Below are 17,400 nucleotides of genomic sequence, written 5' to 3' on the forward strand. Positions count from 1 at the left end.
AAATCAGAGAGAGCGAGGCGTCGAGCGTAGAGCTCGCGCCAATCTCCCTCATGTCGCGACGAGGTGGTTGTCGACTCTGAAGTAAACATACGAGCGGTCATTCTTCCCCCGGTCAGTCAACCGGTCGACGGTGACCTTGTGTCAGAGATTAGCGCAGCGAGAACGGCCATTTACAACCACGTCACGCCGCCATCGCTGCTGCGCGATAGCCCGCTGTCGGCCCACAACCACAACACGCCGTCAGCCACCGACATCGCTACCGTGCCGGGCAGCGCATCGGTCCGCTGGTCGAGTGGAGCACACCCGAGTGTGGTCCACTCGAGATCGACGCCGAGAAGGCCGGTTCTCACTCCCAGGCACTCGGGATCACCGGCTATGCCAAGCATCCACCCGTCGGGAGATGCTGTGATCTCGATGGTGCCGGGGGGAACCGCGGCCGCCGACCACGTGCTGGCGGCATCTGACGTGATCAAAACAGAACCGTCTGCACACAGCGCTGCAACGCTCGACGCATCGCGACCCTCGACATCGACGACCTGCGGGCACGGTGCGGCGGTGGTGCCCGCGGGAGAGCCGATGCTCGAGGGGTCGGCGGGGTCGATGATCCACGCGTTCGACAGCTGCTCATCGCTTACCGCATAATCATTGCCGCCCACGAACGTGCGCACGGCGAGCGGTGTGCAATCAGACTGAGCGAACCCCACCATCGACGCGACAGCCGCACTAGACGCTTCGATACTACGAAGAGCAGTGATTCCGGTCGCCGCGGTCGCATCGGTCGTGACCCAAGTCGCGCCACCGTCAGTCGTCACCTCCGGCGACGCAGCTGCGGGGCATTCGCTCGTCGTTGCACGCCAGGCCGTGTTGAGGTCGACCGCCGCGAGCAGCTTAGTCGGCGCGACCGCGGCCGGGGCGGAGCTCTCGGAGGCCGTATCGGGGGAGACCTCGGGGGTCGGCGTTGCAGATGGGGTGGGCGACAACGGGTCGATCGCGACGGTGCGAGGTTCGCCGGCGGCGTTGTCGCGCGCGGCGACCGTGCTGATCGCCCACGCTACGAGAACCAGGTCGACGATCACGAACGCGACTATCGCGACATAGACCCAGCCGCGTCGACGCGAGAGGTCTCGGGGTTGTCTCCTTGACGAACGTGCCATCAGGGTCTCTCCGGCTGATTCTGCGCTGCGACGAACACCGAGACAATCGTCGAAATCGCAGCATCGATAGCGTGCCCGGCCTCGTCGTATACGGCTTGATCCCGGCGAAAAGGATCGACGATGTCATCCTGCTCGGGGGTGCTGGGGGGTGCGACCATTCCGCGAATCGCTGCCACCTCAGTGAGCAGACTCGGTAGGTCGTCGACCTCTGCTGCATCAAGATCGACGGACTCGAGAAGTCGCGCGAACTGAGTGAGAGTGAACGCGCGTCGAGAGGCACGAGGCTGCATGGCCACGACCTCATGGCGTTGACCTCTCGTGGCCGTGAGCACGAGGTCTGCAGATTGCACCATCGGTGCGGTCAGCTGACGGGCCCGATGCGTCAGAGAGTCGGGGAAGTTGTGTTCTCCGTACTTGTCGAGCAACCGCAACGACTGGTCGGTGATCGGATGGTCAACGAGGGCATGTGTTCCAGCGCTCGAGACAGCGACGTCCAAGCCAGATGCGGTGAGCCGTTGATGCAACAGTATTTCGGCCACGGGCGAGCGGCAGATGTTGCCCGTGCAGACGACGAGCACGGAGAAGCGCTCGCTAGTCACTACTCGGTCCGAACAGTGCGCTTGAGCTGCTTTTTGCGCTCGCGTTTGCTCGTCTTCGAGATGGCTGGTTTTTCTTCTTCTGCTCCGTATTCGTATCCGTAGCCGTAGCGGCCGTAGCCGTAGGCGTCTGGTCCCTTAGTCGGCAGCATCGTGACAACGATGCCTGAAATCGCCGCGCCCACATTGTCGAGCGCCGAGATTGCCCCCTTGAGGTGATTCTTGTGCGTGCGACCGGCGGCAACCACCACGATTGCTCCGCCGACGTTCTTCGCGAGAATCGCGGCATCTGTCACCGGCAGAAGTGGCGGAGTGTCGTAGATAACCACGTCGAAAGCCCGATTGAACTCGGCGATGAGTTTGCTCATGGCCGACGACCCGAGAAGTTCGCTCGGATTCGGTGGCACCTGACCGGCGGGAAGAACGAAGAGCTTCGCGCGGCCCCACGGCTGAATCACGTCTTGCAAATCGGCGCGCCCGATGAGCACATCGGTGAGCCCGACCGTGCCATCGACCGACATGTAGTCGGCCACCTTCGGTCGACGGAGGTCGGAGTCGACGAGAAGCACCCGCGAGCCAGTGTCTGCAAGTGCGATAGCGAGGTTCGCGCCAGTAGTGCTCTTGCCCTCGCTCTCGATCGACGATGTGATGACGAAGCTCCGGTCGGTGCGGCCCACATCGAGAAACTGCAGGTTGGTGCGCAGCGTGCGAAACGACTCGGCGCGCGGGCTGCGCGGGTCAACGTGCACGATGAGCGGTCTCTCTTGCGCCTTCGAGTCGAAGACGATGCCGCCCAGAATCGGCACGTCGGTGATCTGCTCGACATCGCGCTCGTTGCGCACGCGAGTCTCGAGGGTCTCGCGCAACACGGCAGCGCCGACTCCCAGCGCAAGGCCGACCAAGAAGCCAAGAGCGATATTGACGGGCACGTTCGGCGCCACGGGAGTCGAGGGCACGGTGGCTTCCTGTGCTCGCGTGAGCTTGACCGGCGTCACCGCGTCGACAGCGTCAGGCGTTTCGATGTTTTCGACTACCCGGGTGAGACTTTGCGACGTCGCGTTCGCGATCTCGGCCGCTCGAACGGGATCAGTGTCGGTCACGGTGATGTCGATGATCGACGTGTCGAGCGGGGCTGAGGCGGTAATCCGCCCAGCGAGAGTGTCCGCAGGAATATTGAGCTCGAGCGATGCGATCACGGGCAGCAGAACAATCGGGGTCGTCGCAAGATCCGAGTAGGTCACCACCCGCTGCACGGTGAAGCTGTTGCCCTGAGCCAGTTCAGACGTGGTTCCGGTCGACGGGGTCGAAACGAACACTTTCGAGGTGGCGCTATACGTCGGCGTCTGCAGAAGCGAGTATGCCGACGCTGCACCGACCCCCGCGAGAGTGAGCAGCACGATCATCACCCAACTCTTGCGAAGGATGGTGATGTAATCGCGAAGTTCCACGCGGCGGCCTCTCGTCGTGTGCACACGGGCCGAAATCGTGCCCCCGCGAGGTATTTTTGCACGGATGTCGTCACAGCGGGTTCACCGAGAGAATCCCTTGGGCTCGAGCGCGACCAGCTTTCTCAGGCGAGCAGCATCGGAACCGTCACGAGTGCGTTGAACGTCACGTGAGCGGTAATGCTCGCGCCTAATCTCTTTGTGAGAATCGCGAGCAGTCCGCTAGCGAAGCCGAACACGAGAGTCGATCCGCCGAGCACCATGATCGTCGTGACAGACGTCACGCCGATCAAGTGGATGAGAGCAAAACCGACGCTGCTCGCGGCGATCGCGAGTGCAGCAACGCCGACAGGTATGGGGTTGTCGACGCCCCCGGCAATCGAGCGCACGACGAGGCCGCGAAAAAAGAGTTCTTCGATCATCGGCGCGTAGAGCAGCGGCGCCAAAACGGCAACGACCAACCAGAGAGTAAGTCGATCAGGGGTGATCGGGCCACCCAACTGCACCGCCCCCGTTGCGGCGCCGCCGTAGACCGCGATTTCGAGACCGGTCGCCACCGCTCGGCACAGCAGTCCGGCACCCACGCCCCACAGCAGGTCGATGGGCCGGAAGCGCCAACCGAAATCTAGGCGAAGCGAGCCAGAACCGAACCGGCGAGACACGACGAGAATGGCGATCGTGAGCGGAACCCACACCGCGAGGAAGCCGGCCAGCTGGGCAACGGCAGGCTCTCGAAACACAAACCGTGACGATGCGAGGCCCGTGCTGGCGAGTAGAAACACGACAGCAGCGAGGGCAGCGAGCGCGACCGCGCCAGAGGGAGCGCGCGAGATGGCGCGTGGCGGTGCGGTGTCTGTCACGGTGCCCAAAGTAGACGATGGGGTCGCGGGGCGGGCTGGCGAGTTCTGCTTGAATGGCCCAATGGTTCAGGCTCATTCGCCGAGAAGACCCCCTCGTCGACGGCGCCGGACGGTGCTCTGGTGGGTAGCCGGCATTCTCGTTCTTCTCATCGCTGCGACGGCGTGGGTGGGGATTAGGGCCCTCATGGCGCGGGACGAGCTCGAGCGGGCCGTGACTCTCGTCGACGCGATGCAGGGGCAGATCGTCGCCGGCGCGACCGACGAGGCTCAACAGACTTTCACCGAATTCTCCGACCGCGCGGCGACTTCCGCATCACTCACGAGCGACCCGATCTGGCGCGGATTCGAGCTGCTGCCGTGGCTCGGGCCGAACCTCACAGCAGTGCGAGAGATCGCCGGCGTGGTCGATGACGTGTCGCGCGATGCCATCGCGCCACTCATCGATGTAGCCGGGCGCATCGATGTCGAGGATTTCAAGCCGACCGATGGCGCCGTAGATGTGCAGCCTCTGATCGAGGCGCGCCCTGCAGTTGCGGAGGCGAACGCGGCCTTGCAGGCGGCACAGACTCGCGTCGAGTCGATCGACAGTTCCGCGACGATCGGTGCTGTCACCGGCGCCACGAGCGAATTGCGAGGCGTGGTTGCGGAAGCCGCGGAGACGATCGATGTGCTCGACCGAGCCGTGCAGTTGCTCCCCGCTGTTCTCGGCGCCGAGGGGCCACGAAACTATCTGCTCCTTTTTGCCAACTCGGCTGAAACACGCACGACGGGCGGAAACCCGGGCGCGCTCGCGCTGCTCGCAACTGACAACGGAAGAATTCAGTTGGCACAGCAGGCCTCGTCATCAGACTTTCCGACGTACCCAGACCCCGTCTTGCCCCTTCCGACGGAAACCCTGGGACTGTACGGCGACGCCACGGGGCGATTCATGCAGAGCGTCAACCTGACCCCCTACTTTCCTCTCACCGGCCAGCTCGCACAGGAGATGTGGCGTCTCGAGTTCGGTACGGAGGTTGAGGGAGTCATCTCCATAGACCCCGTGACTCTGAGCTACTTGTTGACCGCAACCGGGCCGGTAACGCTACCCACCGGTGACGTGCTGACGTCGGAGAACGTGGTTCAGACACTGCTGGTCGACGCCTACGCGAGGTACCCCGCGCCGGCTGACCAAGACGCCTTCTTTGCGGGAGCGGCAGCGACAGTGTTCAACACTGTCGCGAGCGGTGATTTTGACCCCGCCGCACTCGTGACTGCACTTGGTCAAGCAGGTGACGAACGCCGGATCTATATTTGGAGTTCGAACGAGGCTGAGCAGGACGTTCTGTCGGGCTCGACTCTGCAGGGCACTCTTCCAGTAAGCACAGACGACACCCTCCGATTCGGCGCCTACCTGAATGACGGCACGGGTTCGAAAATGGGCGCTTACCTCGACGTGGCTCTGGCAGAAGGCCAGGCAACGTGTCGTGCGGATGAGCGGCCGGTGCACCGTGTGCAAATGACGCTCACCAACACCGCTCCGGCGGACGCTGCAACGTCGCTCCCCTCCTACGTCACCGGCGGGGGTGTCTATGGAGTGGCCCCGGGGAACAACCGAACGGTGGTCTCTGTCTACGCGCCACCCGACATGGAGAACAACGGATTCGCACGTGATGGCGAGACCATCCCGTACCAACCTGCGATCAATATGGGCTACCCCGTGAGTCTGATTCCCGTCGAACTCGCGCCGGGTGAATCGACAGTTTTACAGTTCGATTGGCTCGGAGCAGCTCCCTTCGAAGGCGAAACCGTAATCGAAATCACACCGCTTATTCATCAGCCCGAAACATCGAGGCTCACCTTCAGCTGTTAATTGCTTTAGCATTGCTCGTAATCGGCGTGGGGCTCACCAGTTTCTGCGGTGCATGACAACTTCTTTCGGGGGACATCCAATGCGTAAACTCAAAACTCTTTCGGTTGTGGCAATAGCTGCGGCAGCAATCTTCATGGGCCCTGCGGCCGCAAATGCCGCGAGTGACCCTTACGTGGGTCCGGGCGACATTGCTGTGATCGGTGACCCGGCTCCCGGCGAAACCGTTGTGGTCGTTATCGACGCCGGTGCGTTCATCGCCGGTGAAGATGTCTCGTTTGCTGTGACCGGCGCAACTGCGGTCACGCTGGCGAGTGCGGGCGAGGTGACCACCACTCTCGTCAAGCAGGCTGATGCAGAGGGTGGTGCAACCGTCGATGTCACTCTCCCGACGAACGCCACCGGCACCTACACGATCACCGCAACTGGTCTCGAGTCGGGCAACGTCGCAGTCGCAGCCATCACGGTTGCCGACGCTGACTCGGGTGCCGGCGCGGGCAGTGGCTCGACCGACGCCGACTCCGACGACCTCGCCTACACCGGTGCGGGCGACGCCACCATGCTTCTCGTGTGGGCCGGCGCCGGAGCACTCCTCCTCGGTGGAGCACTCGTCGTCGTCATGACCACGGTTCGCCGCCAGCGCGCCAACAGCTAACACCACTCCGCAGCGGACACCCCGCCGCTCGAGAACGGCAGAAAGCCCCCGACCAGCTCGGGGGCTTTCTTCGTTGTCGGCGCGGTGACGACGAGCCGATCAGGGCGCGAGCGTCACGCGCAACCACTCGGTGATGCGGTCGCGCATCTCCTCGTTGAGCATCGCGATCGAGTGCATCGTGCCGGGCACCGTGACGTAGGTCGTCGCCACGCCGGCGTCGCCGAGCGCGTCGACGAGGGCATCCGACTGCTGCATCGGGATGCGCTCGTCGTGCGAATGACCCACGAAGAACGGCGGGTCGCTCGGGTCGACGCTGTAGATCGGGGACGCCTCCTCGGCGACTCCGCACGACTCGTAGTCGGCGCACCCGAGATAGTCGAGCTGGATGTCGCGGAACGACGCCACGACGCCGCCGAGCGCGAAACCCGCGGTCGTGAGATCGGCCGGGCCGCTCAGATTGACGACACCCTTCACGCGGGAGCCCGACGTGAGGTCGCCCTCACCCTCGACGCCGAGGAGTGACGCGAGGTTGCCGCCGGCCGACCCGCCGAACACCGCGACCCTGTCGGGGTCGATGTCGAAGCGCTCCACCTGATCGTCGTCGCGGATCCAGTGCACAGCGGTGCGCACATCTTCGATGCCCGCCGGAAAAGGATGCTCGGGGGCGAGGCGGTAGTTCGTGTTGACGGCCACGAAACCCTCGTCGGCGAGCCACTCGCACACGTTGCGCCACGCGACATCGGCTTTGTCGCCCTGGCGCCAACTGCCCCCGTGCACGATGAGCACCGCGGCGCGCGGTTGCGAGGTCTCGGGCTCGGTCGTTCCCGCCGCCACCGGGGGAGCCTCCTCGTCGGGCAGGCACACGTCGAGGCGCGTGCCGGCGTCGGGGGAGCCGAACTCGAGATCCTCCACGACCTCCACATCGGGGTAGTCCTGCAAGACCGGAAAGGCCGTGTCGGGCGCGGTCTCTCGCTGCACGCCATCATCCGCGCACCCCGCGAGGGCGCCGATCGCGACAAGCGTTGCGACCCCCGCGACAGCCGCGCCGCCGACGATGCGCCGACGCGCCGGGGTGGCGAGCGCGGGTCGGGTCGCACGTCGAGACATAGAGCACCACGGTAGTGCGCGGAGGCTTCGGGAATGTTTCGCGGGGCCTGTCTTTATACCCTAGGGGGGTATATGGTGGCGGGTATGGATGAGACTCGGCACACGCACGCGACGACCGACGAGCACGCGGAGCGGGACGCTCGTGCGGGGCATGACGGTGGTGGTCACGGTGGGCACGACGAGCGCGGTGGCCACGGCGGGCACGACGAGCACGGTGGCCACGGCGATCACGTCGCGCAGTTTCGGCGGCTGTTCTGGGTCATGCTCGTCATGGCGGTGCCCGTCGTCGCCTTCAACGGCATGTTCGCGATGCTGCTCGGCTACCCGCTGCCCCACGACGGACCGATCTCGTGGATCTCACCCGTGCTCGGAACCGTCATGTACGTGTGGGGCGGTCGCCCGTTCTTGACCGGCGCGGTGTCGGAGATCCGCTCGCGCGCGCCGGGGATGATGCTCCTCATCGCGCTCGCCATCACCGTGGCGTTCATCTCCTCCTGGGGCGCGAGCCTCGGCCTGCTCAGCACCGAACTCGACTTCTGGTGGGAGCTCGCGCTCCTCATCGTGATCATGCTGCTCGGGCACTGGATCGAGATGCGGTCGCTCGCGCAGACCTCCACGGCCCTCGAATCACTCGCGGCGCTCCTGCCCGACGAAGCCGAGCGGCTCGAGGGTGACGAGTTCGTCACGGTCTCGCCGAGCGACCTCGCGGTCGGTGACATCGTGATCGTGCGCCCCGGCGCCCGGGTTCCCGCCGACGGCACCGTCACCGAAGGAACGGCGGATGTCGACGAGTCGATGATCACGGGCGAGAGCAGGCCGGTGAGCCGCGGGCCCGGAGCCGCGGTCGTCGCAGGGACCGTGGCGACCGACACGTCGCTGCGGGTGCGCGTGGGCGCGGTCGGCGACGACACGGCGCTCGCCGGCATCCAGAAACTCGTGAGCGACGCGCAGAACTCCACCTCGCGTGCGCAGCGCCTCGCCGACACGGCCGCGGCCTGGCTGTTCTGGTTCGCGCTCGGTGCCGCCGTGATCACCGCCGTGGTCTGGTCGATCGTCGGCAGCCCTACCGACGCCGTCATCCGCACCATCACCGTGCTCGTGATCGCGTGCCCGCACGCCCTCGGTCTCGCTATTCCGCTCGTGGTCGCGATCAGCACCGAGCGCGCCGCCAAGGCGGGGGTGCTCGTCAAAGACCGGCTCGCGCTCGAGAGCATGCGCGGCGTCACGACCGTGATCTTCGACAAGACGGGCACGCTCACCAAGGGCGAGCCGACCGTGACCCACGTGGCTGTCGCGGAGAAAGCGGCGGGTTCGTCTGCGCGACCGAGTGACGACGAGGTGCTCGCGTGGGCGGCATCCGCCGAACGAGACAGCGAGCACCCTCTCGCCAAGGCGATCGTCGCGGCCGCCGAGCGTCGCGGGCTCGAACTCTCGACCGCGAGCGACTTTGCCGCGTCGACCGCCGTGGGGGTCAGCGCGACCGTCGACGGCCGGCGGGTGCGCGTGGGCGGACCCGCGCTGCTCAAGGATGTCGGCGGCGAGCCTCTGCCCGAGACCGCGAGCTGGTCGGATGACGGGGCCATCATCGTGCACGTGGTGCGCGACGACGAGTCGGGCCGCAGCATCGTGATCGGGGCGATCGCGCTCGCCGACGCGGTGCGGGAGGAGTCGAGGCAGGCCGTCGACGCCCTGCACGAGCGCGGCATCGAGGTCGTGATGATCACGGGCGACGCCGAAGCCGTGGCGCACGCTGTCGGCGCCGAGCTCGGCATCGACCGCGTGTATGCGGGCGTGCGCCCCGAAGACAAGGCCGCGCGCGTGGCCGAACTGCAGGGAGAAGGCAAGACGGTCGCGATGGTCGGCGACGGAGTCAACGACGCCCCCGCCCTCGCGACCGCCGACGTGGGCATCGCGATCGGCGCCGGAACCGACGTGGCCATCGCGTCGGCCGGCGTCATCCTCGCGAGCTCCGACCCGCGCACCGTGCTCTCGGTCATCGACCTCTCGCGCCGCAGCTACCGCAAGATGAAACAGAACCTGTGGTGGGCGGCCGGCTACAACCTCCTCTCGGTGCCCCTCGCGGCGGGAGTGCTCGCGCCCATCGGGTTCATCCTTCCGATGGAGATCGGGGCGCTGCTCATGTCGGCATCCACCGTCGTCGTGGCGCTCAACGCGCAACTGCTGCGGAGGATGGACCTGCGCCCCGAGGCTGCCCGGTAGGGCGCTCGACGTTCACCGGGTGCTCGCGTTCGGGCGCGGCATCCGGTAACGTAGAGCGGTCGGCTCTGACACCGCGATCGTGCGGATGGGTTTGTAAGTCAGCTGGGCCGGACCTCACCACACGGATATGGACTCCGTGTGATCGAACTGCGAGAGTAATCGCAGGGCGTGCGGAGGAATTCACAATGTGTGTGAAACGGCCCCGATCGGTTCTGTTCAGGTTTCATTCCTGATCCGAGATGACTGTGCGGGTTCTAGCGATGCGAGCTCGACTTGAGTTCGGCGTTGCCATGCAAAGACAACAACCCAGAAACACTCACCATGGCCAACTTCAAGAAGCCCAACACCAACAAATTCGAGTCGCGCGGCGGTTCAGACGCACCCAAGAAGCGCTGGAGCCCGGATGACCGCGCCGCACGCACCGGCGACCGTCCGCCCACGAACGACCGCCGCGCCCCCTCGGGTGGCGGCAGCCGCGACAACCGCCGCCCCGACTGGAGCCCGCGCGAAAACCGCCCGAGCTACCAGGACCGCCAGCAGAACCGCGGATACGGCGACCGCAACGAACGCGGTGCTGCGTCGGGTCGCCCCGACCGCGGTGGCGACCGCCCGTCATACGGTGACCGCAACGAGCGTGGCGCGTCGCGCCCGTCGTACGGCGACCGCCCGCAGCGCGACTCGCGTCCCAGCTACGGTGACCGCAACGACCGCGGAGGGCGTCCCTCGTATGGCGACCGCCCCGACCGTGGTGCTTCAAACGATCGCGGTGCGTCGCGCCCGTCATATGGTGACCGCCCGCAGCGCGACTCGCGCCCGTCATACGGTGACCGCAACGACCGTGGCGGCTCGCGCCCCTCGACCGGCGACCGCCCCACCCGCGGCTCCTACGGTGACCGCATCGAGCGCTCGGACCGCCCGTCATACGGCGACCGCAATGATCGTGGTGCGTCGAACGACCGTGGTGCATCGCGCCCGTCGTATGGTGACCGCCCGCAGCGTGACTCGCGCCCGTCGTACGGTGACCGCAACGACCGCGGCGGCTCGAACGATCGTGGAGGCCGCCCGTCGTACGGCGACCGCCCGCAGCGTGACTCGCGTCCGTCATACGGTGACCGCAACGACCGCGGTGCCGGCTCGGCGTCGCCCGACCGCCAGGAGCGCGCCGGCCGCGCCACCTACGGCGACCGCCCCGAGCGCGGCTCGTACGGCGAGCGCGACCACCGCAACGGCGCGTCCGACCGCCCGCAGCGTGACTCGCGTCCCTCCTACGGCGACCGCCCCGACCGCGGTGCGCGCCCGAGCTACAGCGACCGCCCCGCACGGAACGAGCGCCCCAGCTACAGCGACCGCGCACCCCGCGGTGGCGACGACCGCCAGCGGCGTTCATCCGACCTCTACCCGACCCGCACCACCACGGGTCCGCAGGAAGACGTCGTGCTCGAGCGCCTCGAAGCGCAAGTGATCACCGCTGAGACGGCCGAGGGCAAGACCTTCGCCGACCTCGGTTTGGGTGACAACATCCAGCGTCAGCTCGCGTCGATGGGTGCCGAGGCGCCGTTCCCGATCCAGGCCGCGACCATTCCCGACGTGCTGTCGGGCAAAGACGTTCTGGGTCGCGGAAAGACCGGCTCGGGCAAGACCATCGCCTTCGGTGCGCCCCTCGTGGAGCGCCTCATGGAGAACAACGGTGGCAAGGGACGCAAGCCGGCACGCAAGCCGCGCGCGCTCATCCTCGCCCCGACGCGCGAGCTCGCGATGCAGATCAACCGCACCGTCGAGCCCATTGCGCGTTCGGTCGGCCTCTTCACCACGACGATCGTCGGTGGCGTGCCGCAGTTCAAGCAGGTTTCGACCCTGCAGCGCGGTGTCGACATCGTCATCGCGACGCCCGGTCGCGTGGAAGACCTCGTGGAGCAGGGTCGCCTCGACCTCAGCGAAGTGAAGATCACCGTGCTCGACGAAGCCGACCACATGTGCGACCTCGGGTTCTTGGAGCCCGTGCAGCGCATTTTGAAGGAGACCCAGGCGGGTGGCCAGAAGCTGCTCTTCTCGGCGACCCTCGACAAGGGTGTTGCGACGCTCGTCAAGCAGTTCTTGGTCAATCCGTCGGTTCACGAGGTCGCCGGTGAAGACCAGGCTTCCTCGACCATCGACCACCGCGTGCTGCTCATCGAGCAGCGCGACAAGCGCCAGATCATCGAGGAGCTCGCGCGCGGCGAAGGCAAGACGCTCATCTTCGCCCGCACCCGTGCGTTCGCCGAGGAGCTCGCCGACCAGCTCGAAGACGCCGGGGTGCCCGCCACCTCGCTCCACGGTGACCTCAACCAGTCGCGCCGCACGCGCAACCTGCAGCTGCTCACGTCGGGACGCGTCAACGTGCTCGTCGCCACGGATGTCGCCGCCCGCGGCATCCACGTCGACGACATCTCGCTCGTCATCCAGGCCGACGCCCCCGACGAGTACAAGTCCTACCTCCACCGCGCCGGTCGCACCGGCCGCGCGGGCAAGGTCGGAACCGTCGTCACCCTCGTCTCCAAGTCGCGCAAGCGTCGCATGGACGAGCTGCTCGACCGCGCAGATATCCGCGCCTCCTTCGCGCCCGCCGGCCCCGGCGACCGCGTGCTCGAGGAGCTCGCGGCGCTGTAGCCGGTTTTCGCTCAGGCGTGTTTCGGCAGCCGCTCACCCTTCGGGGTGGGCGGCTGTCGGCGTTTGCGGGGGAGGGGGCGGTCCGTGGTTCGCGGTGCCGGGCGCCCGCTGCGGGCCGGATCGCAGGAGTTTCTGTTGATCCCGCACCCCCAGCAGGACTTTCGGGGCTCCGGATGCCGCGATCTCCTGCATATCGGTCACCGCGCGGTCTGCATCCGCCCCTTCCACCACACCCACCCCTTCCGCCGCACCCACCCCTCGTGCGCGGCTGCGGCTGCTCCACCATCCCTGCGCTTGTGCAGGAGTTTCTGTTGATCCCGCACCCCCAGCAGGACTTTCGGGGCTCCGGATGCCGCGATCTCCTGCATATCGGTCACCGCGCGGTCTGCATCCGCCCCTTCCGCCGCACCCACCCCTTCCGCCGCACCCACCCCTCGTGCGCGGCTGCGGCTGCTCCACCATCCCTGCGCTTGTGCAGGAGTTTCTGTTGATCCCGCACCCCCAGCAGGACTTTCGGGGCTCCGGATGCCGCGATCTCCTGCATATCGGTCACCGCGCGGTCTGCATCCGCCCCTTCCGCCGCACCCACCCCTTCCGCCGCACCCACCCCTCGTGCGCGGCTGCGGCTGCTCCACCATCCCTGCGCTTGTGCAGGAGTTTCTGTTGATCCCGCACCCCCAGCAGGACTTTCGGGGCTCCGGATGCCGCGATCTCCTGCATCGCGGTCAGAGCGACGAGCGCAACCCGCCCACCAACCAACCCGTCCCACCAACCCGCCCTGCCCCAAGCCCAACCCGCCCGAACCCCTTCACCCGCCACCACACCCCTACCGCCCGACCTGACCCCTGGCGATCCGTTCCGCGCCCGCAGCCTCGATCGTGGCGAGGGTTTCGTCCCATCGATCGAACAGCTCGACCGCGCCGAACCGCAGCACCCCGACCCCCGCACGGATCAGCCGGTTGGTGCGGATGCGGTCGACCACCGGGTCGTGGTGGGCGTCGCCGTCGAGCTCCACCACGAGCCATCCGTCCACCATCAGGTCGACGCGATCGCGGCCGATCTGCACCTGCTGCGCGACGGTGAACCCGAGTTGGCGAAGCCGCAGCGCCGCGATCGATTCGAGGCCCGACTCGGCCTGAAAGGTCATGAGGGCGCGACTCGACCGGAGCCTTCGGGGGAGGCTGTCGACGAATTCGCCCACCTCACTGCGCGGCAGCAGTCGGAGGTGCACAGCGCTTTCGCACGCGGCGACACCGTGCTCCGGAGGCGCAGCTAGCACGAACGCCCGCAACGCCTCGCGGATTTCGACCCGCCACCCTGGCTGGTCGATACGACTCGGTGCGGCGCAGGTCCAGTGCCGTTGAACGCGCTGCACGACGAAACCGGTCGGCGCGAACGACGTGATCGAGGTGGCGGGTCTACGCTTGACGCGTCGCGAGTTCGGTGGCACCTGCACGTGGATTTCCCGATCCATCCCCGCCCACACGCCCCACGTGCGCAAGGCCGTGGCGCCCGTGAGTCGTCCACCGTTCAGCACCGCGATGACGGCGAGTTGGCTCGCCGCACCCGTCGCAACCCAGCCGGGCGACACCCGCTTCAGACGCCCGTCGAGGAGGGCGCGATCGACGAGGGCGCGACCGCATCCGAGCTGCGCCAGTTGCGCCCGGCGCGCGAGGTGACCGAGCGTAAACATCACCCGGTCGAGACGATGGCCCTCCGCCTCGCGGCGCATCTGTGTCGCGTGGGCAGCACGCGCGGCAGCACGCGCGGCAGCCCGCGTTGCGGCAGCCCGCGTTGCGGCAGCGCGCGTTGCGGCAGTCTCACTCCCGCCCGGGCGGGGCACTTCACCTGGAGGGTCAGCGATCGGATACACGCGGCCAGGCTCTGTCACGACGACAGTGTGCGCCGGATGAGTGCGACGAGCGTCGTCGCACCATCGGGCTGTGGCATCCCTCGTGCACACATGACGGGGGAGGGAAAGACTGAGTCAGCGGAACTGCAGGAGATCGCGGCATCCGTAGCTTCGAGAATCCTGTGACGGGTGCGGTTTCAACAAGAATTCCTGCGCAGCAACGCGCCGACCAATGGCCGGCCAACGGCCCGCCCACGCCCGGCGGGCCCCGCTCTCGAGCCCCCCAACCGCTCCGGGTTAACGGTGTGTGAAACGTTGCGGCGTCGCCTGGTGTGTCGCGCGAGCACCGGGTTAGGGTCGGCTGGTGCCCCCGCTCTGGGGTTGCACACCGATGTCGACCCCTATGAAGAGGCCACACCTATGCGTTCCAGCTTGCCCCCCGAACAGTCAGCATTCCGAAAGAGGCGGGGGCGCACAGCTGTCGCCACGACCGTCGTCGCCGCCGTCGCCTTCACCGGTTTCGGCGCCAGCTCCGCAACCGCCCTGGTGCCCGACCCCGAGGTGACCAACATCGACATCGTGTCGATCAACGACTACCACGGCCGCCTCGAGGCGAATGGCACCACCGCTGGTGCCGCTGTTCTCGCGGGAATGGTCGACGCCTATGAGGCGGCGAACCCGAACACCCTCTTCGCTTCAGCGGGTGACAACGTCGGCGCGACCCCGTTCGTGTCGTTCATCCAGGATGACGAGCCGACCATCGACGTCCTCAACGAGATCGGCCTCGACGTCTCCGCGCTCGGAAACCACGAGTTCGACCGGGGCCGTGCAGACGTCGACACCCGTCTCGAGCCCCGGTTCGATGCACCGCTTCTCGGAGCGAACATCTACTACGCCGGAACCGAGACCCCCGCATACCAGGAGTACGAGGTCATCACCGTCGACGGCGTCGACATCGGATTCATCGGCGCGCTCACCACCGACATGCCCAGCCTCGTGGCCCCCACGGGCATCGCCGGACTCGACTTCGGCCCCATCGTTCCCGCGGTCAACCGCGTGGCCGACGAGCTCAGCGACGGCGACAACAGCAACGGCGAAGCGGATGTCATCGTTCTCCTCGTTCACGAAGGTGCAGCGAATGCCGACATCACCGCGTCGAGCGACGACTCCAACTTCGGTGTCATCGCGACCGACACGAACGACAACGTCGACGCGATCATCTCGGGTCACACCCACGCGGAGTACAACCACCTGATCCCCACCTCGGAGTCGGGCAAGCTCCGCCCCGTCGTGCAGTCGGGCGAGTACAGCGAGGGCTTCGCCGCCCTCGACATCAACGTCAACTCCGCGACGAACGAGCTGCTCTCCATCACCGCGACGCGTGAGGTGCTCGCCACGCCCGAGCGCACGAGGCTCGGTCTCACGCCGTTCGCCCCGAACGCGGAGGTCGCCTCCATCGTCAGCGAAGCCGTCGCGGCAGCAGACGGACCCGGAAGCCGCGAGCTCGGCACCATCACGCAGGACTTCAACCGCGCCATCCAGACCAACGGGTCGGAGAACCGCGGTGGCGAGTCGGCGATCGGCAACTTCGTTGCCGACTCGCAGGTGTTCGCAACGCAGAACGAGTCCACGGTCATCGGCCTCATGAACCCGGGTGGCCTTCGCGCCGACCTCGACTTCGAGGCCGTCGAGGGCCGCACGGGCGACGCGGACGGCGTCGTCACCTACGCCGAAGCCGCAGCCGTGCAGTCGTTCGCGAACTCCCTCTTCGCTGTCGACCTCACGGGCGCGCAGCTCAAGGCCGTTCTCGAGCAGCAGTGGCAGCCGGCCGGTGCGTCGCGTCCGTTCCTCAAGCTCGGAACCTCCTCGGCTCTCAGCTACACCTACGACCCGACCGCTGCTCAGGGCGAGCGCATCACCGCGATCTATGTCGATGGTGAGCTCGTGACGCCCGAGCAGACGTTCCGCACCGCGGTCAACTCGTTCCTCGCTCCCGGTGGAGACAACTTCACTGCCTTCGGCGAGGGGACCAACCGCGTCGACACCGGTCAGATCGACCTCGAGGGCGCGGTGAACTACTTCGCCTCCTTCGAGGGCGAGCCCGTCGCCCCGCCGCTCGAGCAGCGTGCGGTGGGCGTTGTCGCACCCGATGAGGCTCCTGCCATCGGCGACGAGACGAGCATCACGCTGTCGTCGCTGCTGTTCTCGGCGGAGGCCGAAGCCGGTCAGACCGTCGAGCTCTTCCTCGGTGACACGCTCCTCGGCACCTCGGAGATCGACGCGACCATCGTCGACAGCACCGACGAGGTCGGCCGCGCCACGGTCGAGTTCACGGTTCCCGCCGGAGTCGGCGGAGACCAGGTGCTCACCGCAGTCGTCGAGAGCAACGGAACGTCGACCGACTTCCCGTTCACCTTCGCGGCGCTCGCCGTCGACCCGACCGACCCGGTCGACCCGACCGACCCGGTCGACCCGACGGACCCGACCGACCCGACGACCCCGGTCGACCCCACCCCGGGTGAGCCCGGTTCGGGCGTCGGCGCGGGCAGCGACAGCAACGACGACGGCGGAACCGCCGGAGCCGGCACGGATGGCGGCGACCTCGCCTACACCGGAGCGAGCACGCCGAGCGGCCTCTGGGCTCTCCTCGCGCTCCTGCTCGGCTCGGGCAGCCTGCTGCTCTTCGTCCGCCACCGCGCCCTGCGCAACGGTGTCGCAGCAGGGTAACACGCACCGCTAGAACGACTGGGGGACTCGCCTGAGGGCGGGTCCCCTTCGTCGTGCTCGGGGTGCGGCGAAAATGCAGGAGTTCGCGGCATCCGGGGCCTGAAAAGTCCTGCAGAGGGTGCGGGTTCAACAGAAACTCCTGCGACAGCGCGCGTGCCCGGCACCCACCGCGCCAACCCCACACCCCACTCCACCGCACCCTGGCGAACGACTGGGCTTCGGAATATTCGTTCACATCGAAACGCTGCCCTTTAAACTGAACAAACATTTCTCGCGCAGAGCACAGAAAGAA

Annotated in this window: 11 protein-coding genes; 5 read left to right on the forward strand and 6 right to left on the reverse strand. The window is 66.9% G+C overall.

Features of this window, described 5'->3' with window-relative positions:
• Positions 1-170: 170 nt before the first annotated feature.
• The 4 genes from ACLHIH_RS11945 to ACLHIH_RS11960 all read right to left on the reverse strand — a co-directional run bounded on the left by ACLHIH_RS11945 (position 171) and on the right by ACLHIH_RS11960 (position 3,752).
• Positions 171-1,076, reverse strand: coding sequence for a hypothetical protein (locus ACLHIH_RS11945; RefSeq protein WP_411317043.1), 906 nt, complete (start codon positions 1,074-1,076; stop codon positions 171-173).
• A 77-nt stretch (positions 1,077-1,153) separates the two neighbouring features.
• The gene (locus ACLHIH_RS11950) at positions 1,154-1,753 is read right to left on the reverse strand and encodes a low molecular weight phosphatase family protein (protein ID WP_411317044.1); all 600 of its coding nucleotides are present in this window, start codon (positions 1,751-1,753) and stop codon (positions 1,154-1,156) included.
• Positions 1,753-3,198, reverse strand: a complete 1,446-nt coding sequence (locus ACLHIH_RS11955) for a polysaccharide biosynthesis tyrosine autokinase (RefSeq protein WP_411317045.1) — start codon at positions 3,196-3,198, stop codon at positions 1,753-1,755. Before ACLHIH_RS11955 ends, ACLHIH_RS11950 begins: the two co-directional genes overlap by 1 nt.
• A gap of 122 nt (positions 3,199-3,320) precedes the next feature.
• Positions 3,321-3,752, reverse strand: coding sequence for a CPBP family intramembrane glutamic endopeptidase (locus ACLHIH_RS11960; RefSeq protein ID WP_411317046.1), 432 nt, complete (start codon positions 3,750-3,752; stop codon positions 3,321-3,323).
• 487 nt (positions 3,753-4,239) lie between these two features.
• Between ACLHIH_RS11960 and ACLHIH_RS11965 the strand changes: the two genes are divergently transcribed.
• Positions 4,240-5,904 (forward strand): DUF4012 domain-containing protein, encoded by a 1,665-nt coding sequence (locus tag ACLHIH_RS11965; protein WP_411317047.1) that lies wholly within the window; start codon positions 4,240-4,242, stop codon positions 5,902-5,904.
• A 280-nt stretch (positions 5,905-6,184) separates the two neighbouring features.
• The gene (locus ACLHIH_RS11970) at positions 6,185-6,556 is read left to right on the forward strand and encodes a hypothetical protein (protein WP_411317048.1); all 372 of its coding nucleotides are present in this window, start codon (positions 6,185-6,187) and stop codon (positions 6,554-6,556) included.
• A 99-nt stretch (positions 6,557-6,655) separates the two neighbouring features.
• Here ACLHIH_RS11970 and ACLHIH_RS11975 read toward each other — a convergent pair whose 3' ends face one another.
• Positions 6,656-7,663 (reverse strand): alpha/beta hydrolase, encoded by a 1,008-nt coding sequence (locus ACLHIH_RS11975; protein ID WP_411317049.1) that lies wholly within the window; start codon positions 7,661-7,663, stop codon positions 6,656-6,658.
• 84 nt (positions 7,664-7,747) lie between these two features.
• Between ACLHIH_RS11975 and ACLHIH_RS11980 the strand changes: the two genes are divergently transcribed.
• Complete coding sequence (locus tag ACLHIH_RS11980; protein WP_411317050.1) at positions 7,748-9,883, forward strand: heavy metal translocating P-type ATPase; 2,136 nt, start codon at positions 7,748-7,750, stop codon at positions 9,881-9,883.
• Between the two features lie 321 nt (positions 9,884-10,204).
• The gene (locus ACLHIH_RS11985; protein ID WP_411317051.1) at positions 10,205-12,529 is read left to right on the forward strand and encodes a DEAD/DEAH box helicase; all 2,325 of its coding nucleotides are present in this window, start codon (positions 10,205-10,207) and stop codon (positions 12,527-12,529) included.
• 826 nt (positions 12,530-13,355) lie between these two features.
• Here ACLHIH_RS11985 and ACLHIH_RS11990 read toward each other — a convergent pair.
• Positions 13,356-14,222, reverse strand: a complete 867-nt coding sequence (locus tag ACLHIH_RS11990; RefSeq protein WP_411317289.1) for an endonuclease domain-containing protein — start codon at positions 14,220-14,222, stop codon at positions 13,356-13,358.
• A 579-nt stretch (positions 14,223-14,801) separates the two neighbouring features.
• On the opposite strand from ACLHIH_RS11990, the gene ACLHIH_RS11995 reads away from it, so the two are divergent.
• A complete protein-coding gene (locus ACLHIH_RS11995) occupies positions 14,802-17,108 on the forward strand; it encodes a bifunctional metallophosphatase/5'-nucleotidase (RefSeq protein ID WP_411317052.1) in 2,307 nt (768 codons plus the stop codon).
• Positions 17,109-17,400 lie beyond the last annotated feature (292 nt).

Source organism: Marisediminicola sp. LYQ134, assembly GCF_046599635.1.
In the GTDB taxonomy this organism is placed as follows: domain Bacteria; phylum Actinomycetota; class Actinomycetes; order Actinomycetales; family Microbacteriaceae; genus Marisediminicola.